This is a genomic window from Bacillota bacterium, assembly GCA_040754675.1.
In the GTDB taxonomy this organism is placed as follows: domain Bacteria; phylum Bacillota; class Limnochordia; order Limnochordales; family Geochordaceae; genus Geochorda.
On the sequence record JBFMCJ010000040.1, the window covers coordinates 1 to 15,574 of the forward strand.

Below are 15,574 nucleotides of genomic sequence, written 5' to 3' on the forward strand. Positions count from 1 at the left end.
GAAGCTACGTGCAGGCGCTCGTGGAGCGTGAAGTACTCCGTGAGGCTTTCGCGCGGGAAGTCTCGCGGGGGTTCACCGTGCATGACCAGCACAATGATGCTACGTGCCATGCCCGCCTTCTTTGCCTCCTGTTGCTGCGAGTCTGGGGCCCTGACGGGCTAGCCCCAGCGAATGATCAGGGCCGTGGCGTCGTCGTTCGGGCGGGAGAAGCGCTCGACCACGCCGGCTGCATCAGCGGGCCGCTCGTCGAGCGCCTCCTCCTTGACCCCATCGGTCACCATCAGGAGGCACGCAGGAGACTCGACGGGCGTGCTCTGGGGGTGGAGGTGCTCCACGCTGTACCCGACGATTCCCGGGCGTACGGGGAGGTACACGGGGGTGGCTTGCGGCCCGTGCCACAGGCGCAGCCGAACGTTGCCGGCCCCGGCCCACGAGAGCAGACGCCCGTCCGGCGTGACGGACGCCGCCGCCACGCAGGCCCCTCGCGTGCCCCTGAGCACCCGGTGCAGCCGCTGGACCAGTTCGTCAGGCTCTAGAGGGAGGTCCTGGAGGAGCACCTCTTTGGCCAGCCGAGTCACCTCGGCGGCCTCCGGGCCGTGCCCCAGGACGTCCACCAGAGCGGCCACCAGGTGGCCGCCCTGCTCCCTGACGACGTACCCGTCCGCGCTCACCCTATCGGTTCGCGACGGCCGCGCCGCCGCCTCCACCCGGTAGCGAGCCGAGACGTCGATGACCCCGATGGGTTCAGAGAGAACCGGGGGCCTCCTGCCCGGCAACCATTTGACGGCTGTTACCTGGAGCGCCCCGTCTTTCAGGTACTCGACCCGGACCTCGTCCATCAGGCGGCGAACCCCGGACAGCCCGATTCCGAGGCCCTCCCGCCGTCCGGTCTGCTGCGCCTGCGTCGAAGGACCAGGCACGAGGTTGCGCGCCACGATCTCCAAAGCCGCCGGTGGCGCGGCATCCGGACGCGGGCGCACCAAAAGAAGCCCGCGGCCGGCATGCCGGACGATGTTGGTGGCGAGCTCCGCCACCGCCGTCTCAATGGCCGCCAGGTCGTACAGGCCGAACCCCAGGCTTTCGGCCAGCTCGCGAGCCCGAAGGCGCGCCTCATAGACGTGGCGCTCGCGCTCGATTTCGAGAAGGAGCCCCGGCCCGGTGCCGCCAGCGCTCGCCACGCCCCATCAGTCCAGCCACTTGCGCATGAGGACTCGGGTCCCCTTCCCCACCGCGCTCTCCAGGTAGAATTCGTCCATCAAAGCCCTGGCGCCCGCGATCCCCCGGCCGAAGCCTCCCGAGGTGCTGTACCCCCCGCGCATGACGAGCTCGAGGTCCTGGATGCCCGGCCCTTCATCCTCTGCCAGGATCTCGATGCCAATGCGCTGCCCGCCCCGGGCCTCGCTGATGGTGATCTGCCCGGACTCGGCATACATGACAATGTTGCGGGTGATCTCGGAGACCGCCGTGGCGACCCGGGTCTGGTCGACCACGCTGAAGCCGAGTTCACGCGCCACCTCGCGGGCTGCGCCCCGAACCGCGACGACGACGGTCGTCTCGCCACCCTGGATTCTTACGCTGAGCCGCCGGAGCTGTGAAGCCCCTGCTTCCGCCGTCTCTGCTCTTCCAGCCACGCCAATCCCCGTTCCAGGTCGAGGTCGGTGTGAACGCCCGGGAGATCGAGTCCCAGCTCGCTCAGCGTGATGGCCACCGCGGGCCTGAGCCCCACCAGCACGGTCAAAGCGCCCATCATGCGCGCCATGACGGCCGTATCCCGCAGCAGGCGCCCCAGGAAAGAGTCCACCACGGTCAGTGCGGTCACGTCGATCAGGAGCCCCTCGGCCTTGGTTTGCTCCAGCTTTTCCAGGATGCGCCGCTGCAAAGCTTGCGCGGCCTGATCGTGAAGCTCCGTCTGAATGGGCACCAGGAGAAAGCCCCGCAGCAGGAGCAGGGGGACCTCAGACCCGTCAGCCACGGCCCAACTCCCTCTCGATGCGAAAACCAAGCACCCGGAACGCGTACTCCAGCCCGGTTTGCAGATTGGCTTCCGTCTGGACGTCCCTCAGGTCGACGCCCAGGTGAACCAGGGTCTGCGCGATGGCGGGCCGAATGCCCACGAGCACGCTGGCGGTACCCAGGAGCCTGGCCGCCTTGACCGCGCGGATGAGGTAATCGGCGACCTGCGTGTCCACGGCGGGTACGCCCGTGATGTCCACGATAGCCACCTGGGCCCGGCGCTCGACGATCTCGTCCAGCAGCCGCTCGGTCATCTGCCGGGCTCTCGTGCTGTCCAGCACGCCCACGAGCGGCACCACCAGCACGCCCTGCCATATGGGCACCACCGGGACGGTGAGCTCCCGCAGAACGCTGCGGTGCGCCTCTTCGAGCAGGGTCTCCCGCACCTGGGTGTATTCGGCGCCCATCGTCCCGACCACGAGGCCGACAAGGCGCTCCAGGGCCGCCAGAGCCCTGGCCAGGCGAGGCCGGTCCTCGGCGTATGCCTCGACCAGCATCTCGTCCACGAGCGGTGCCACCCCCGTGATGAGCCCTACCACGGCCGAAAACTTGACGCCCTGGGCCGCCAGCGTGCGGGCCTGCTCCCGGGTGGCTTCGAGGTACTCGCCGATGTCACCTTTGCGAAGGCCGTCCTTCAAGAGCTCCCGGCGCTGAGCCCTCCGCGCGGCCGCCGCGGTGTCCCCCGGCTGCAAAACGGGCGCCAGCTCGGGGGAGTGCTTTACGACTTCGGCCATGCTTCGTTCGAGCTGTTCGGCGTGCTGTTCCCACAACGACACCACATCGTGAAGGCCGGCCAGGTCCTTCTCTGAGAGCCGCCCGGCGGTCGATGGAGGATTGCCCGCTTTGTCCGTCATGGGCCTCACCCCAGCCTGGTAGGATCCCCGCGTCAGGAAGACAGTTCCTCTGCAGGGCAGCCTATCCTGCCGTCGCCACGGTCACAAGCGCAGCGTATCGATGAGCGCCTGAACCACGGCCGGATCGAACTGGTTGCCGGCGCACCGGCGCAGTTCCTCGACGGCCTCGGCCCGGGTCATGGCCTTCCGGTACGGGCGCGTCGTCACCATGGCGTCGTAGGCGTCCACGACCGCGAGGATCCGCGCCTCGAGCCGGATGGCCTCGCCCGCCAGGCCTTTCGGGTAGCCGGTGCCGTCGTAGCGTTCGTGGTGCTGCTCGACGATCTCGGCCGCATCCTTCAGGAAGTCGATGCGTTCGAGCACCTTCGCGCCGATGGTGGGGTGCTGGCGCATCAGTTCCCACTCAGACTCGGTGAGGGGACCCTTTTTCCCCAGGATCTGGTCCGGAACCCCGACCTTGCCGATGTCGTGCAGAATCGCCGCGTACGTGAGCTGATCGAGCCGTCCGGGCGGCAGGCCCATGCGGATGCCCAGCTGGAGGGCCAGTTCGGCCATGTGATGGCAATGGTCTTCGGTATACTGGTCCTTGCCTTCCACCAGCGCCGCCAGCGCCGTCACCACCTGAACCAGGTTGCGCTTCAGGTTGCGCCGGGCCTGGAGGTAAGCCATCGTGGCGGCGGCCTGCGCGGTCAGCACGCGAACGAGTTCGGGGGCGGGATGCAGCCCTTCGAGGAGAAGCTGCCCCAGGATCTGGCCTCCGGACGCCAGCACGAACTCGGACCGCGTCACCCCCTCCGGCTGACCTCCTTGAGAGGGAGGCGCGCCTGCCGCATCGACCCGCTCCCTAACTCGAACCGTGGTTCCGTCCGGCTCGCGAACCCAGAGTTCGGCCCGGGCCGCACGGGAAACCGAGGCGGCCCACCGGACGAGCACGTCGTAGAGCTGGCCAACTTCCTCCAGGGAATCGAGGCGCCGGGAAAAGTCGATCACCTGCTCAAAAGAGGCGGGAGGCACCCGGGATCCGGCATCCATTCAGCGGGCCCCTTCCTTGGGCCAGTCGACCCGTGTTTGCTCACCCGGATATGAATCGGCAGCCCTCGACAACCTCCTTATGTGACCCGGCCGGCTCAATCCCTGAGGCCCGGCTTTGCCGTACCCCGAAAGGCGGCGGATCCAGCTTCGAACCGGGTCGCTCATGGTCCTCGCCACGGGATGGATCAGGTGGCAATCGGGCACCCCCCGGAGCTCCCGGGCCTCCTCCAGCGTAAACGGATCGCCGCGGCGGAAGACGACGGCGAAGGAGTAGATGGTCGGATACGGCTTCGGGCGGGCGTCGAGCGCCACCGCCAGGGTGGGGAACAGCACTTCCTCCAGCGCAAACACGTGGCTCAACCTCATGGCGGCGAGGATTTCCCGCAGGCGGGGGTGCGAGACGATGCGTTCCACGAGGCTTCGGCGAAACGTCTGGGCTACGGCAAAAGCCCCGTATGGGTGCTCGGCTCCCAGCAGGGGCCGCCACAGATCCCATTCCGCCCAGGCCATTCGGCCCGGGCTCCACGGCATCGCCGGGTGATCCACGGATCGAAAGTCGACCCCCATGTACTCCGCGTCCCGGAGCTCCCGCTCAAGCAGCGCCTCATAACCGTGGTTGATGAACAGGGCGTCGGAGTCCAGGGCGACGAAGAAGTCGAAGGGAATCCCTTCCCTTGTCACCCAGACCATCGACTCCAGAACGCACCGCTCGAGCCGGCCCCAGGCAACCTTCTTGCTGTAAGGGCAGATCGGTGCGGATATCCCCTCGAACAGCGTCGGGTCACCGCTGCCGTTGTAGACCACGGGAACGGCTCCGGGACAGAAGTGCCGTATGTTGGCCAGGAGATCTTCCAGGCACTCAGGACATTCGTGGGCAGGGATGGCAAAGCAAAGGGCCAAGGCGGTCCTCCCCTGAGCGCGCCCCCGGCGGCCTAAAACGGGATGCCAAAGTGGCTCATGAACCAGTCGTCGTCATGGGCCCGGGCCTGGAGCCACCGGCGGCGATCCTCACCCGTGTCATCCGTCAGGATGCGGGCCAGCAGGAGAGTCGGGTCAACGCTCTCATTGACGATCGACAGCACCTTACCGATGCGCTCCTCGTTGAAATGGCATACAGCCATCCGGAGCAGGTTGTAGTAGTGCTGCCAGGGATCGACGCGGTAAGGGAACTCCGATCTGAACCGGTGAATGACGGTCAACTTGCCCAGGCAGGCCAGGCGGTGTCCCAACAGCCACAGCCTCAGTGAGAACTCCTGATCGTCGTAGCCGTGGCCGCGAAAGCCACGATTGAAGCCGCCGCTGACCTTGAAGATATCGCTTCGCACGGCCACGCACCCGCCGGGAAGGAGCGGCACTTCGGCGATATCCCGCCCGGGCTTCGCAAGCCACTGGATGCTCAGCCGGTCATCCCACGTGAGTCCATACCCCGCGTTCTCGGGATCCCCCTCCACCGCGATTCCGGGGCTCATGGCCGCCAGGTGGGGGGCGGCCCGGAAGGCATTGAGTATGACCGTGAGCCACTCAGGCGGCACGAGCACGTGGCCGTCCAGAAACACCAGGTACCTTCCTCTTGCCATTTCTGCGCCCGCGTTGCGTGCCGGCGCCACGCCCAGGCCGGGGCCCTCGATCTGGAATACGTTGGGCCACAGGCCGTTGAGCTCCGGCGGATGCTTGGAACGGTCGTCCACCACAATAACCTCGAACGAAGGCCCTTCGCTTTCCAGGACGGACTTAACCGTCCGGATGAGAAGTTCCCCCTCGTCCTTGTTGGGAATGATGATGCTAAACTCGGGAGGCCTCCCGGCCGGCTGGCTGAGGGGCACTTTTGATGCCAGCCGGCTGAGGAATCCGCGACGCTCAGGCTCGTGGCGGCGGGAGCCGGACGGGCCGGATGAGTGAAGGGCTCGTTCCCTGCCGGGCGATCGGGGTACACCCGCTGGAACGGCAGGCTCTTGGGAAGCCGGCTCCGGGGTCACCCGGGGGCCAGGCCGCAGGCGCGGCGCTTCTGGCGCGGCGGGTGCTCGGGCGGCTTGTTGGGCTTCCCGAATCAAACGGTCCGGGTACAACCCCTCCAGATCGGTATCGGGAAACATTACCGAGGAACGGGACACGATGTCACCCAACGGGCCCTGAGGGTCCTCCGGTGGCGAAGCCATGTGAGCGGGTCGCGCTGGCGCATTCTCACCGGGGATGCGCCTGGCGCCAGCCTGCGGCGATCCACTGTCGAACAGGGCCGCACCGTAGTCAACTGCTGCCGACCCCTCATCGCGTGACAGGGGCGCGCCGGCTGGAGGCTGGCTGCAGTTGCAGCCCATGCAACATCATCTCCCTCTTGCGAGCGGGGAAAAACTGACCCTCGCCCCGTCCCGGGAACGGCCGGCGCTCCATGGTATGACGCGCAAACAGGAAGGGCCCTCCCTTCAGGGCCCCCTCCTGAGTCCTGGTCGTGCAATGACAGCCCTGATGCCCGAAGGGGCTTGTCTACCTGAAAAGCTGAATCACGAGAACGCCCCCGCTGCGGTCGCCCGCGATGCCGATACCGACCCCCGTGTACCGCGGGTCGCGAAGGGTTCTGGCGTGGGCCGGGCTTCCCAGCAGGAGCCAGTGCGCCATTTCCACGCTCGGGGCGCCCGTGAGGTTCTCGGCGAGGTAGGGGTAGTTGTAACCCGGCACGTAATGGTTGTAGTACCCGTTGGCGGCCATGTACTGGGCTTTTCGGAGAGCCATGTCGCTGAGGACCGGGTCAAGCTCAAGCGGCCCCGCTCCCACCCGGGCGCGCTCCTGGTTGATCAGACCGACCATTAGCGCTTCTTGGGTACCGACCGGAGCGGGGGGAGCCGGGGGCTGGGTCGGGGGCTGCTGTGGGGCCGGAGGCTGCGAGGGGGCCGGAGGGGAAGACGGAACCGAAGGAGTCTCGACCACCGACGAGCCGTTGGGCCGGTACTGCTGATAGTACTTCCAGTTGTAGATCGAGCTGGACGCCTCAGCCGTATCCGGCTGAACCAGGCCCGCCGTGGCGAGCAGCAGGAAGAGACCGACCAGGAACCGGGCGCTGCGAAGCTTGCGAGGCACTTCACTCATCCCCCCAGGATGTGCCATGCCTGCCGCTCATTGTAAAAGGCTCCTCCTCCACTCTCACTAGGGAATAAATGGTTCTGCGGAATCAGGCCGCCCGGAGCCCCTCCTCATACCATGCCAGCGCTGTAGACTCCCGCTTTGGGGGAAAGAGGGGAAGCTAGCCCATGGAGGGCATTGACCTCGTCGATGTCAGTCAGATCCCGCTGCCAACGGAGTTGCCGTCCCTGAAGAAGCAAACGTGCATTCTGGCCCTGAAGGTCTTTGACTGGTGTGTCAAGCCGTTGAGCGAGACCGACTGCTTTCCGATACCGCCGGAGTGCGCTCCGCCGGTTCCTCCCGGCAGCACCGCGACATGCACTGCGACCTACACGGCTACGATAGTCACCCAAACACCGGGACCGGGGAACATCCACACCATCACGGCACGGGTCGACAAGACCAAGACGATCACGATCCTCAACCCGGACGGCACGGTTCGCTGCACCTTCACGGTGATGGCCAGTTCCTTCCATACGACTTCGCTGTTCGCGCCGCCCGGAACCACGAAACAGGTCGAGGTGTCCGGCGAGTGCGGGCCATGCCAGATCTCGCCCGACGGCACCACGGTCTGTTGCGAGCAGACCATCTGTCTGCAGTTCGAGTCGAAAGCTCCGATCAAGCTCTGTGTGCCGGCCGAGCCCTGCATCCCGAGGACTTGCACCCAGGCGCTGCCGCCGTGCCCGCCGACGCCGCCACCGCAGACCGTGCGCCTGTGCCCAACGCCCCTGCCTACGCTGATTCCGTAGGGCCGTAGCGAGAACAGGACGGGGCTTCCCTTCGCTGCCGGGATGGCGCCGCGGCGCCTCCCGGCGGCGATGCTGTTGACGAGCCACACATCCTGGCGAGGCCGAGGCGGCCAGCCCGTCTCGGAACGCTCGCCGCGCCCCTCAGGGTGCCCGCCCCGTCAGGCAGTCGGCAACGAACTGCCCGTGCTTGGAGCGGATCCGGGCGACTAGTTGCTCATGCACGAGATAGGCCCTGGAGAGCATGGAGCCCGGCCTTCGCCGGTACAGGAACAGCCTCTTCGGAACACACGTGCCCCGCCATCCCCGCTCTGCGGCCGACACCCAGAACTCCCAGTCCTCGTACCCCTCCCGCATGGCCGGGTCATACCCGCCGGTGCTCTCCCAGACCTCGCGGCGGTACAGGCTCGCGTAGGGGAGCCGGTTGTACCGGACAAGGCGGCAGGGATGCCAGGGCGGGCACGCTGCCTCCCATTGCTCGCTGCCGAACGCCCGCAGGTGGGTGTACACGATGCCAAACTCCGGGAAGGTCTCGAGCACCTCCACCGTCTCCTCGAGAAAGGTCGGCTCCAGCAGATCGTCGGCATCGAGCGGCAGGATGAACTGGCCCGTCGCATGCTCGATCCCCGTGTTGCGTGCCGAGGGTAGCCCCATGTTCCGCTGTTCCACGTACCGGAACCGGCCATCTCGGTGCCGGCGCAGGAAGTCCCGCACCACCTCGCGCGTGCTGTCGGAGCTTCCATCGTTCACCACGACGGCCTCCCAGTCCGTCCGGGTCTGGTTGAGCACCGACTCCAGGGTTTCGGGCAGATAGGCGGCCAGGTTGTAGCACGGGATCACGACGGAGGTTGAGGGGGCCTTGATGGGGACCGAGGGCGTCCTGGAAGATTGCGTTTCGCGCCGTTCGGTGAAGCGGTTCCGCCCGGCGACGGCGAACAGCCCCCCGGACGATTCCCCCACCACCTCCGCTCCCAGCCAATGGAGCAGAGAACGCCACCACCCGATACGGCGCCGGCACGGGGAGCGACGGGCATCGATGCCGGCATCGGAGCCTGGAAGCCCGATAAACGCCAGGCGACGGGCTAAGCGGAGGTGCTCGGCTACGACCCCCGCAACGTGCTCACATCCGAAGCGGTCCAGGTAGCGCATGGAGAAGACGAGGTCGTACGACCCGGTGGCCAGCGGCACCCTGTACCCGACGGGCCGGACAATGTAGGGATTGTCGTCCAACGGCCCGGAGAGGAGTTCTGCGGAGCTTTCGGTGCCAGCCGCCTCGATGCCCCGCGCCCGCAACGTGGAGATCCCGATACATGTTCCACAGCCCAACTGCAGCACGGACTCGGGCCGCTTCCGAAACAGCTGCTCGTAGATCCTGACGATCGCAAGAAACTGTCGCTGCTCGGCGGGATCATAAGCCTCGCCCGTCATCGCGCTCCCGCCCGGGGGCGTGACTGCTCACTCAGACTCCCGTCCCGCCCGAAGGTCCCCGGGCATGAGCCAAGCTACGCCGGCAATGCGTGTGAAGTGCGGCCGTCGACGACAGCTTGCAGGGATTTCCTCTCCTGGATGGTAAGAGAAACCACCGGAAAGCTGCAAATCTGCGTCAGGCCGGCGCACGTGCTGTTTGGCGTCACGGCATCGCTATCGAGAACCCAAACGACCTGATACACCTTTGGGAGGGACTGCGCATGAAGATACTTCGGCGAGCAGGGGCTGCCTCGTCCCCGGCGGCGGTTGTCGTCCTGGCCGTATTGGCTGCGATTTTCCTCATGGGAACGGCGGCTGCCGCCCTCGCGCGAAGCGGCCTCGACGGAGGCTCGGAGGCGGGAGGCGTGTACGGCGAGGCCGTGTACCGGCGCGTGAACGTGTCGGAGATCAACGCCCAACTCGACCCCGGCCTTCCCCGGCTGCCTGAGACCGCGTGGGCGCTCGGCTGGGGCGCCTTCGGGGGCTCCCCGCAGTTTCAGTTCCGTGCGGGTTCGGCGCGGGCCACCTTCGAAAGCAGCGGGCCGAGCGGGGAACTGTCCCGGCTGACCTTCGAAGACACCCGCGTGGGTCTGCTGTGGCGCGTGTTGGGCGGGGGCCGCGTTCGGCTGCTCGGGGGCGGAGCGATGGGCCTGTCTCAGGTGCGCCTGGAGGTCTACCGGAACAGGCCCACCTCGCTTGACGAGGCAACCGGGGTGCACTGGAGCCGGTACATGCTGCTACTCGAACCGCAGGTAACCCTCCAGTTTATGGCGGGGGACTCCGCTGCGCTCGAGCTGAGCGCCGGGTATCCGCTGGCGACGGACTTCTGGAACGCCCAATGGGGTAACGTCACCGGGGGGACCGTGCCCGGGAGGCCCGCGGCCTTCACCGGCCCGAACGTCAGGCTGAGCCTGCTTCTGGGAACCCTGTAGCAGGCGGCAGCCGGTGCTGACCAGGGCTATCAGGCGCCGCCCACCGGCTGGCCCGCATGGGCCAGGGGCCGGCGCCTCCCCGCTCCGGCGGTTGCCTCAATACAGAAACATCGGCATGCCCACGAAGTCCCGGACCCTCGGCCGGTAGTTCTCTGCGTCGTACAAGTTGGCCACGTCGACCCGCTTCTTGCCGGCCATGACCGTCTCGATGGGCACCGACGTGTACCGGCCGCCCTGTAGCGCCACCATCTTCCCCGTCTCGCCCTTGAGGATGAGCTGCACTGCCAGGTTGCCGAACGACATGGCCACCATGCGGTCCAGGGAGTCGGGCGCACCGGAACGCATCAGGTAGCCAAGCTGCTGGTACATGATCCGCTGGCCTGTGATGCGCTTGATCTCCTCGGCGGTGATGAGGCCAATGCCGCCCAGTTTGCGATGGCCGTAGGCGTCGGCCTCCCCGCTTTCCACGACCTCGCCGCCCTCCATCGTGGCGCCCTCGGAGATGGTCATGATGGCGTAGTTGGAGGGATTGTTGCGCTTGTCCTCCAGCAGAAACTCGCACAGCCTGTGGATGTTGAACGGCACCTCGGAGATGATGGCGCGGTCCACGTAGGACAGGTAGGCGCTGATGAGGCTCGTCTCGCCGGAGTTTCGGCCGAACAGCTCGACGACGCCGATGCGCTCGTGCGAGCCGACGGACGTGCGCATGTTGGTGATGAACTCCACGCTGCGGGTGACGGCCGTGGAGAAGCCAATGCAGTAGTCGGTGCCGAACACGTCGTTGTCCATCGTCTTCGGGATGGCGACGACGGGCACGCCTTCCCTGTGGAGACGCACGCTGTAGCTGAGCGTGTCGTCGCCGCCGATGGTGACGAGCACGTCGATGCCCAGGTGCTCGATCACCTTGAGAACGTAGTCGGTGTAATCCTTGGCACCCTTGTCGTCCAGAGCCTTGCCCCAGGACGACGTCCGGAGGAAGTCCGGGGCGGACTGAGCGTCCACCCGCTGGGGGTTGGTGCGGGAGGTGTGGAGGATGGTGCCGCCGGTGCGGTCGATGGTGCGAACGTTGTTGCGGTGAAGCTCGCGAATGTAGTAGTCGTGGGTGGACGGCTCATCCAGGTTGTAGTTTACAAGCCCTCCCCAGCCTCGCCGTATGCCGAGGACTCGGTAGCCGGCTTCCAGAGCACCGAGCACCACGGCCTTGATGCACGGGTTGAGGCCCGGCACATCTCCACCGCCGGTGAGAACTCCAACCGTCCGGGGCATACGACCCACCTCGCCTTAATGCGATTGCGATCTGTTGCTGCAATAAGAAGAACGTTTTCGCAGCGTTCGCGTGGGGTCTTACGACGCGGACGGGCTCTGGCCCTTCTGAAAGATCGCCTCCTCAGGCCCACACACCGGGCACCCGGCTGCCGCACCGCGGGCACTTGCCCCTCGGGCCGAGCCGGTTGGCCACCACGCGAAAGCCCCGGCGCTCCACCACGGGCTCATGACAGTGCGGGCACCAGGTCGTCTCGAAACGCCCGGCAAGCCATGGTGGTACGTTCCCCATATACACGAAGCGCAGGCCGGCCCTCTCGCCGGTCCGGGCCGCCTCGAGGAGCCTGGCGGCGTCGGTCGGGGGAACGTCGCCCATTCGATAGTCGGGGTGAAACGCCGTTACATGCCACGGGATGTCCGGACTGACGGAAGCAATGAACTCGGCTGCCTCGGCCAGTTCGGCGTCGCTGTCGTTGAAGCCGGGGACGACGAGCGTCACAACCTCGACCCACAACCCCATCTCCTGAGCCAGGCGAACTGTCTCCAGCACGGGGTCCACGCGCCCGCCCAGGCGGCGGTACTGCGGGTCCCGCACGGTCTTCAAATCGACTTTCAACGCGTCGCACCACGGGCGCAGGTACTCGAGGACCTTACCTGTGCCGTACCCGTTGCTCACCATGGCGGTCCGGAGCCCGGCCGCCTTCGCCTCACGAAACACTGCAGCCGCCCACTCGGCCGTTATCAGGGGTTCGTTGTATGAACTTGCCACCCCTTCTGCGCCGAACTCCCGTGCCGCCGCCACCAGCGCTTCGGGTGAAATCTCCTCCACCGCCCAGCCCGCTGCCGGGTCGCGCAGCGCCTGGGACGTAATCCAGTTCTGACAGTACGCGCAGCGGAAGTTGCACCCGAGCATGCCGAAGGTGAGCACCTGTGAGCCCGGGAGCATGTGGAAGAACGGCTTTTTCTCCACGGGGTCAACGGCGACCCCGGCGCTGTAACCCCAGGGGACAAAAAGCCGGCCTTCCCGGTTGAAGCGCACGCGGCAGACGCCCCGCCGGCCCGGTGGGATGACGCACCGATGGGCGCACGCCCGGCACCGCACACGCTTTGCGGGCAACGCTTCATAGAGGTCACCCTCGCGGGTGAGGCCATCCAGCCGTTCAGACAGAACCGAAAGGCCAGTCATGGCGCCTAGAGCATACCAGGCCCGCTGTTCAGCCGGCTCCCGCCCCTGCTGCCGGCGGCTGGCCGTCTACCGTCATGCACGGGCCGGGTGGCTGCCACACGCGACAGAGAGGGGGTTTAAGTCTACCGGCCGCCACCATGTTATCACGCAGAGTCCCCCAAGCGTTCGGGCAGAAGGCATACAAACCAACATAGCGAACCATCCTGCGGGGTCACCGGGCCGGGGGGCTTTGGACCCTGTGCCGGCCCTGCAGGAGACGAGGTCATTTTGCACGTCATCGTCATCGGAGCCGGCAAGCTCGGCTTCGAAGTGGCCAAGCGGCTCGCCGAGAAGGGAGAAGACGTTGCGGTCATCGACCGCGACGAGGCCCGCCTCCAGGAGGTGAGCGAACGGCTCGACGTTCTCACGGTTTATGGCAACGGGGCGAGCCCCGCCGTGCTGCAGAAAGCAGGCGTCGAGCGAGCCGATCTGGTGCTGGCCGTCACCGAGGCTGACGAGGTCAACATGATCGCCTGCGTGACGGCCAAACACATGGCCGCCGCCCGGAATGAGCCGAGGGCCGGCGGGATGGGTTCGCGAGCAAAGCCAGCTCAGCTGCTTCAACGGCTCCCGAGCCGTCCGCTGTGCGCGGCCCGCATCCGAAGCCCAGAGTATGCCGGGAGCTTTCCCTATACCCGTTGGCTCCGCCAGATCGGTGTGGACGCGGTCATCAACCCGGATCGGCTTACGGCCCTCGAAGTGGCGCGCCTGGTGCGCGCCCCCCTGGCTACCCACATCGACTTCTTCGCCGATGGCCGCGTCGTGCTCGTCGGGCTCAAGGTGTCAGAGGACGCGCCGCTCGCCAGGGGAACGCTCCAGGAGGTCAACCCGCCCTGTCTCGTCGCAGCCGTCGTGCGGGAAGGCCACGTCTCGATCCCGGACGGGAGCGCTCGGCTGCAGCCGGGCGACCGCGTCTACCTGGTGGGGAAGGCGGGGAGCGCGGCCGAGTTCCGGATGATGGCCGGCCTGCCGGGCCGCGCGGTGCGAGAAGTGACGATTATCGGTGGCGGGAAGGTCGGGTTTCCGCTGGCTCAACTCCTGCTGCCGGCTGTGAAGCGAGGCCTGCACCTGAAGCTCATCGATCGGGACCCTGCACGCTGCAACCAGCTGGCCGAAGAACTCCCCGGGGTGCTCGTCATTTGCGGCGACGGTGAGCGCATCGACGTGCTGAGCGACGAGATGGTCGGCAACTCCGACGTGCTGGTGGCCGTCACCTCCGAAGATCACACCAATCTGCTGGCCGCGATGATCGCCAAGCAGTTGGGGGTCGGAGAGGTGATCGTCTCCGTCTCGCGGGAGGACTACGTGCCGCTGGCGGAGCGGGCCGGTGCGGACGCCGTGGTGGTGCCGCGCCTTCTGGCCGCTGCCACCGCCTTGCAGTTGCTCAACCCCCGCCACGTCCTCTCCCTCTCCATCCTGGAGGAAGGCAAGGCCCAGGTGCTGGAACTGATGGTCGGAGAGGGCGCCCCCGCCGCAAACCGGCCGCTAAAGTCGCTCAGCGGACTCCGGGATGCCGTGGTGGGCGCCGTGGTCAGGGATGGCGAGGTGCTGATCCCCACGGGGGAGACGGTTCTGCTCCCGGACGACCACCTCATCGTCTTCGCCCTCCCGGAAGCGGTGCCGCGCCTCGAGGCGCTGTTCGAAGGGCGGGAACCGGCCGAGCTGCGGCGCCAGTCATAAGCGCGTCCGCCGAAGCGAGCCAATCATGCACTGGCGAACCATCGGGCACGTTCTGGGCAATCTGGCACTGTTGCTTGGCGCCTTCATGACGCTCCCTCTGTTGCTGGCCCTGGTGAACGGAACGGCTCCGGGGACCTTCCTCGCTTCGGCGGCGCTCGCGGCGGTGGTGGGGGTCGCGCTTGGCGGTGGGCCGGCCTCCGTGCGCCGGGCCCCGCGGTGGGTGAGGTGTAACGTTCGCCGTTGGCGAGAGCGGGCCGGGCTGCCAGCGGGCGCCCAGAACGGGCCGCAGGCCGAGGCTCTGGAGCCGGCCGAAGCGGCTGCCGGCGACGAACTGCGGGTGCGGGACGCTTTCGTCATCGTGACGTTCGGGTGGCTGCTGGCGGGCGTGCTGGGCGCTGTGCCGTTCGTCCTGGCCGGCGTGCTGGGGCCGGTTGACGCGTTTTTCGAGTCGGTCTCCGGGTTTACGACGACGGGAGCCACGGTGCTGCAGCGGATCGAGGGCCTGCCTCGGGGCCTGCTCCTGTGGCGCAGCATGCTGCAGTGGCTGGGCGGCATGGGCATCATCGTGCTGTTCGTTTCGGTGGTGCAGCGCCCGAGCGTGGGGGGAGCGCACCTTTTCCGGGCCGAGTTCCCGGGGCCAATCCCGGAAAAGCTGCTCCCGAGGATCACGGCAACCGCCCGGCTGCTGTGGAGCCTCTACACGGTCGTCACCCTGGTGGCGGTGCTGGCGTACTGGGCCGCGGGATTGACCCTGTTCGACGCCATCAACCATGCCTTTACGACCCTCTCGACCGGAGGGTTCTCCACCCATACCGCGGGCGTGTGGGAGAACCCCTGGGCGGAGGGCGCCGCCATTCTCTTCATGTTCCTCGGCGGGACGAGCTTCGTGCTCCAGCACCGCCTGTACCGGCTGCGGGATTGGGGGGCGCTGCGGCACGCCGCGGAGTTCTGGGCGTATCTGGCGGTCGCCGCACTCGCCATGCTGCTGGTGGCCGTCTCGCTCGTCCGGTCGGGCTTGTACGGCGACGCCGCCACGGCGCTTCGCAAGGCCGCCTTCCAGGTGGTGTCGCTGCTCAGCACCACCGGTTACACGAGCGCCGACTACGGCGCCTGGCCCCCGCTGGCAGCAGCCGTGCTCTTCACGGTGATGTTCATCGGGGGCATGACGGGGTCGACCGGCGGCGGGCCCAAGGTTTTCCGGTGGCTGGTGATGTTCAAGCAGGTGGGCAGCGAGACGGTGCGGCTACT

The 15,574-nt window shown here is 67.2% G+C and carries 15 protein-coding genes; 4 read left to right on the plus strand and 11 right to left on the minus strand.

All coding sequences use genetic code 11. From position 1 onward, the window contains the following. Positions 1 to 158: 158 nt before the first annotated feature. The 8 genes from AB1609_04065 to AB1609_04100 all read right to left on the minus strand — a co-directional run bounded on the left by AB1609_04065 (position 159) and on the right by AB1609_04100 (position 6,980). Positions 159 to 1,178 (minus strand): SpoIIE family protein phosphatase, encoded by a 1,020-nt coding sequence (locus AB1609_04065; protein ID MEW6045644.1) that lies wholly within the window; start codon positions 1,176 to 1,178, stop codon positions 159 to 161. Positions 1,179 to 1,184: 6 nt separating this feature from the next. Beyond that, entirely contained in the window at positions 1,185 to 1,631 is a 447-nt protein-coding gene (locus AB1609_04070; protein MEW6045645.1) for an anti-sigma regulatory factor, read from the minus strand. Further along, positions 1,571 to 1,972 (minus strand): STAS domain-containing protein, encoded by a 402-nt coding sequence (locus tag AB1609_04075; GenBank protein ID MEW6045646.1) that lies wholly within the window; start codon positions 1,970 to 1,972, stop codon positions 1,571 to 1,573. Before AB1609_04075 ends, AB1609_04070 begins: the two co-directional genes overlap by 61 nt. Next, positions 1,965 to 2,867 carry an STAS domain-containing protein gene (locus AB1609_04080; GenBank protein ID MEW6045647.1) on the minus strand — a complete coding sequence of 301 codons (903 nt, stop codon included), beginning with the start codon at positions 2,865 to 2,867 and terminating at the stop codon, positions 1,965 to 1,967. Before AB1609_04080 ends, AB1609_04075 begins: the two co-directional genes overlap by 8 nt. An 81-nt stretch (positions 2,868 to 2,948) precedes the next feature. Then, the gene (locus tag AB1609_04085) at positions 2,949 to 3,899 is read right to left on the minus strand and encodes an HD-GYP domain-containing protein (GenBank protein ID MEW6045648.1); all 951 of its coding nucleotides are present in this window, start codon (positions 3,897 to 3,899) and stop codon (positions 2,949 to 2,951) included. Next, positions 3,900 to 4,799, minus strand: coding sequence for a hypothetical protein (locus AB1609_04090; GenBank protein MEW6045649.1), 900 nt, complete (start codon positions 4,797 to 4,799; stop codon positions 3,900 to 3,902). Between the two features lie 32 nt (positions 4,800 to 4,831). Beyond that, positions 4,832 to 5,722, minus strand: coding sequence for a glycosyltransferase (locus AB1609_04095; GenBank protein ID MEW6045650.1), 891 nt, complete (start codon positions 5,720 to 5,722; stop codon positions 4,832 to 4,834). 658 nt (positions 5,723 to 6,380) lie between these two features. After that, positions 6,381 to 6,980, minus strand: a complete 600-nt coding sequence (locus AB1609_04100) for a CAP domain-containing protein (GenBank protein ID MEW6045651.1) — start codon at positions 6,978 to 6,980, stop codon at positions 6,381 to 6,383. Positions 6,981 to 7,141: 161 nt separating this feature from the next. Between AB1609_04100 and AB1609_04105 the strand changes: the two genes are divergently transcribed. Beyond that, the gene (locus AB1609_04105; protein ID MEW6045652.1) at positions 7,142 to 7,762 is read left to right on the plus strand and encodes a hypothetical protein; all 621 of its coding nucleotides are present in this window, start codon (positions 7,142 to 7,144) and stop codon (positions 7,760 to 7,762) included. 141 nt (positions 7,763 to 7,903) lie between these two features. On the opposite strand, the gene AB1609_04110 is transcribed toward AB1609_04105, so the two are convergent. Continuing rightward, on the minus strand, positions 7,904 to 9,187 hold the full coding sequence (locus tag AB1609_04110) for a glycosyltransferase family A protein (GenBank protein ID MEW6045653.1): 1,284 nt from the start codon (positions 9,185 to 9,187) through the stop codon (positions 7,904 to 7,906). Positions 9,188 to 9,447: 260 nt separating this feature from the next. Here AB1609_04110 and AB1609_04115 point away from each other — a divergent pair, with 260 nt between their 5' ends. After that, positions 9,448 to 10,158, plus strand: a complete 711-nt coding sequence (locus AB1609_04115; GenBank protein ID MEW6045654.1) for a hypothetical protein — start codon at positions 9,448 to 9,450, stop codon at positions 10,156 to 10,158. Positions 10,159 to 10,254: 96 nt separating this feature from the next. Here AB1609_04115 and AB1609_04120 read toward each other — a convergent pair whose 3' ends face one another. After that, positions 10,255 to 11,424: an ATP-dependent 6-phosphofructokinase gene (locus AB1609_04120; protein ID MEW6045655.1), complete on the minus strand. Its 1,170-nt coding sequence runs from the start codon at positions 11,422 to 11,424 to the stop codon at positions 10,255 to 10,257. 121 nt (positions 11,425 to 11,545) lie between these two features. Further along, positions 11,546 to 12,538, minus strand: coding sequence for an AmmeMemoRadiSam system radical SAM enzyme (amrS, locus tag AB1609_04125; GenBank protein ID MEW6045656.1), 993 nt, complete (start codon positions 12,536 to 12,538; stop codon positions 11,546 to 11,548). A gap of 336 nt (positions 12,539 to 12,874) precedes the next feature. On the opposite strand from amrS, the gene trkA reads away from it, so the two are divergent. Both trkA and AB1609_04135 read left to right on the plus strand, forming a co-directional pair. Beyond that, positions 12,875 to 14,326 (plus strand): Trk system potassium transporter TrkA, encoded by a 1,452-nt coding sequence (gene trkA / locus AB1609_04130; protein MEW6045657.1) that lies wholly within the window; start codon positions 12,875 to 12,877, stop codon positions 14,324 to 14,326. A gap of 25 nt (positions 14,327 to 14,351) precedes the next feature. Continuing rightward, a partial coding sequence (locus AB1609_04135; GenBank protein ID MEW6045658.1) for a potassium transporter TrkG occupies positions 14,352 to 15,574 on the plus strand: 1,223 nt, incomplete at its 3' end.

What these genes read in the sequence shown, in the direction of transcription:
- AB1609_04105 (MEW6045652.1), top strand. Translation starts at nt 7,142, where the DNA reads ATGGAGGGCATTGACCTCGTCGATGTCAGTCAGATCCCGCTGCCAACG.
- AB1609_04110 (MEW6045653.1), bottom strand. Translation starts at nt 9,187, where the DNA reads ATGACGGGCGAGGCTTATGATCCCGCCGAGCAGCGACAGTTTCTTGCG.
- AB1609_04115 (MEW6045654.1), top strand. Translation starts at nt 9,448, where the DNA reads ATGAAGATACTTCGGCGAGCAGGGGCTGCCTCGTCCCCGGCGGCGGTT.
- AB1609_04100 (MEW6045651.1), bottom strand. Translation starts at nt 6,980, where the DNA reads ATGAGTGAAGTGCCTCGCAAGCTTCGCAGCGCCCGGTTCCTGGTCGGT.
- AB1609_04080 (MEW6045647.1), bottom strand. Translation starts at nt 2,867, where the DNA reads ATGACGGACAAAGCGGGCAATCCTCCATCGACCGCCGGGCGGCTCTCA.
- AB1609_04085 (MEW6045648.1), bottom strand. Translation starts at nt 3,899, where the DNA reads ATGGATGCCGGATCCCGGGTGCCTCCCGCCTCTTTTGAGCAGGTGATC.
- AB1609_04120 (MEW6045655.1), bottom strand. Translation starts at nt 11,424, where the DNA reads ATGCCCCGGACGGTTGGAGTTCTCACCGGCGGTGGAGATGTGCCGGGC.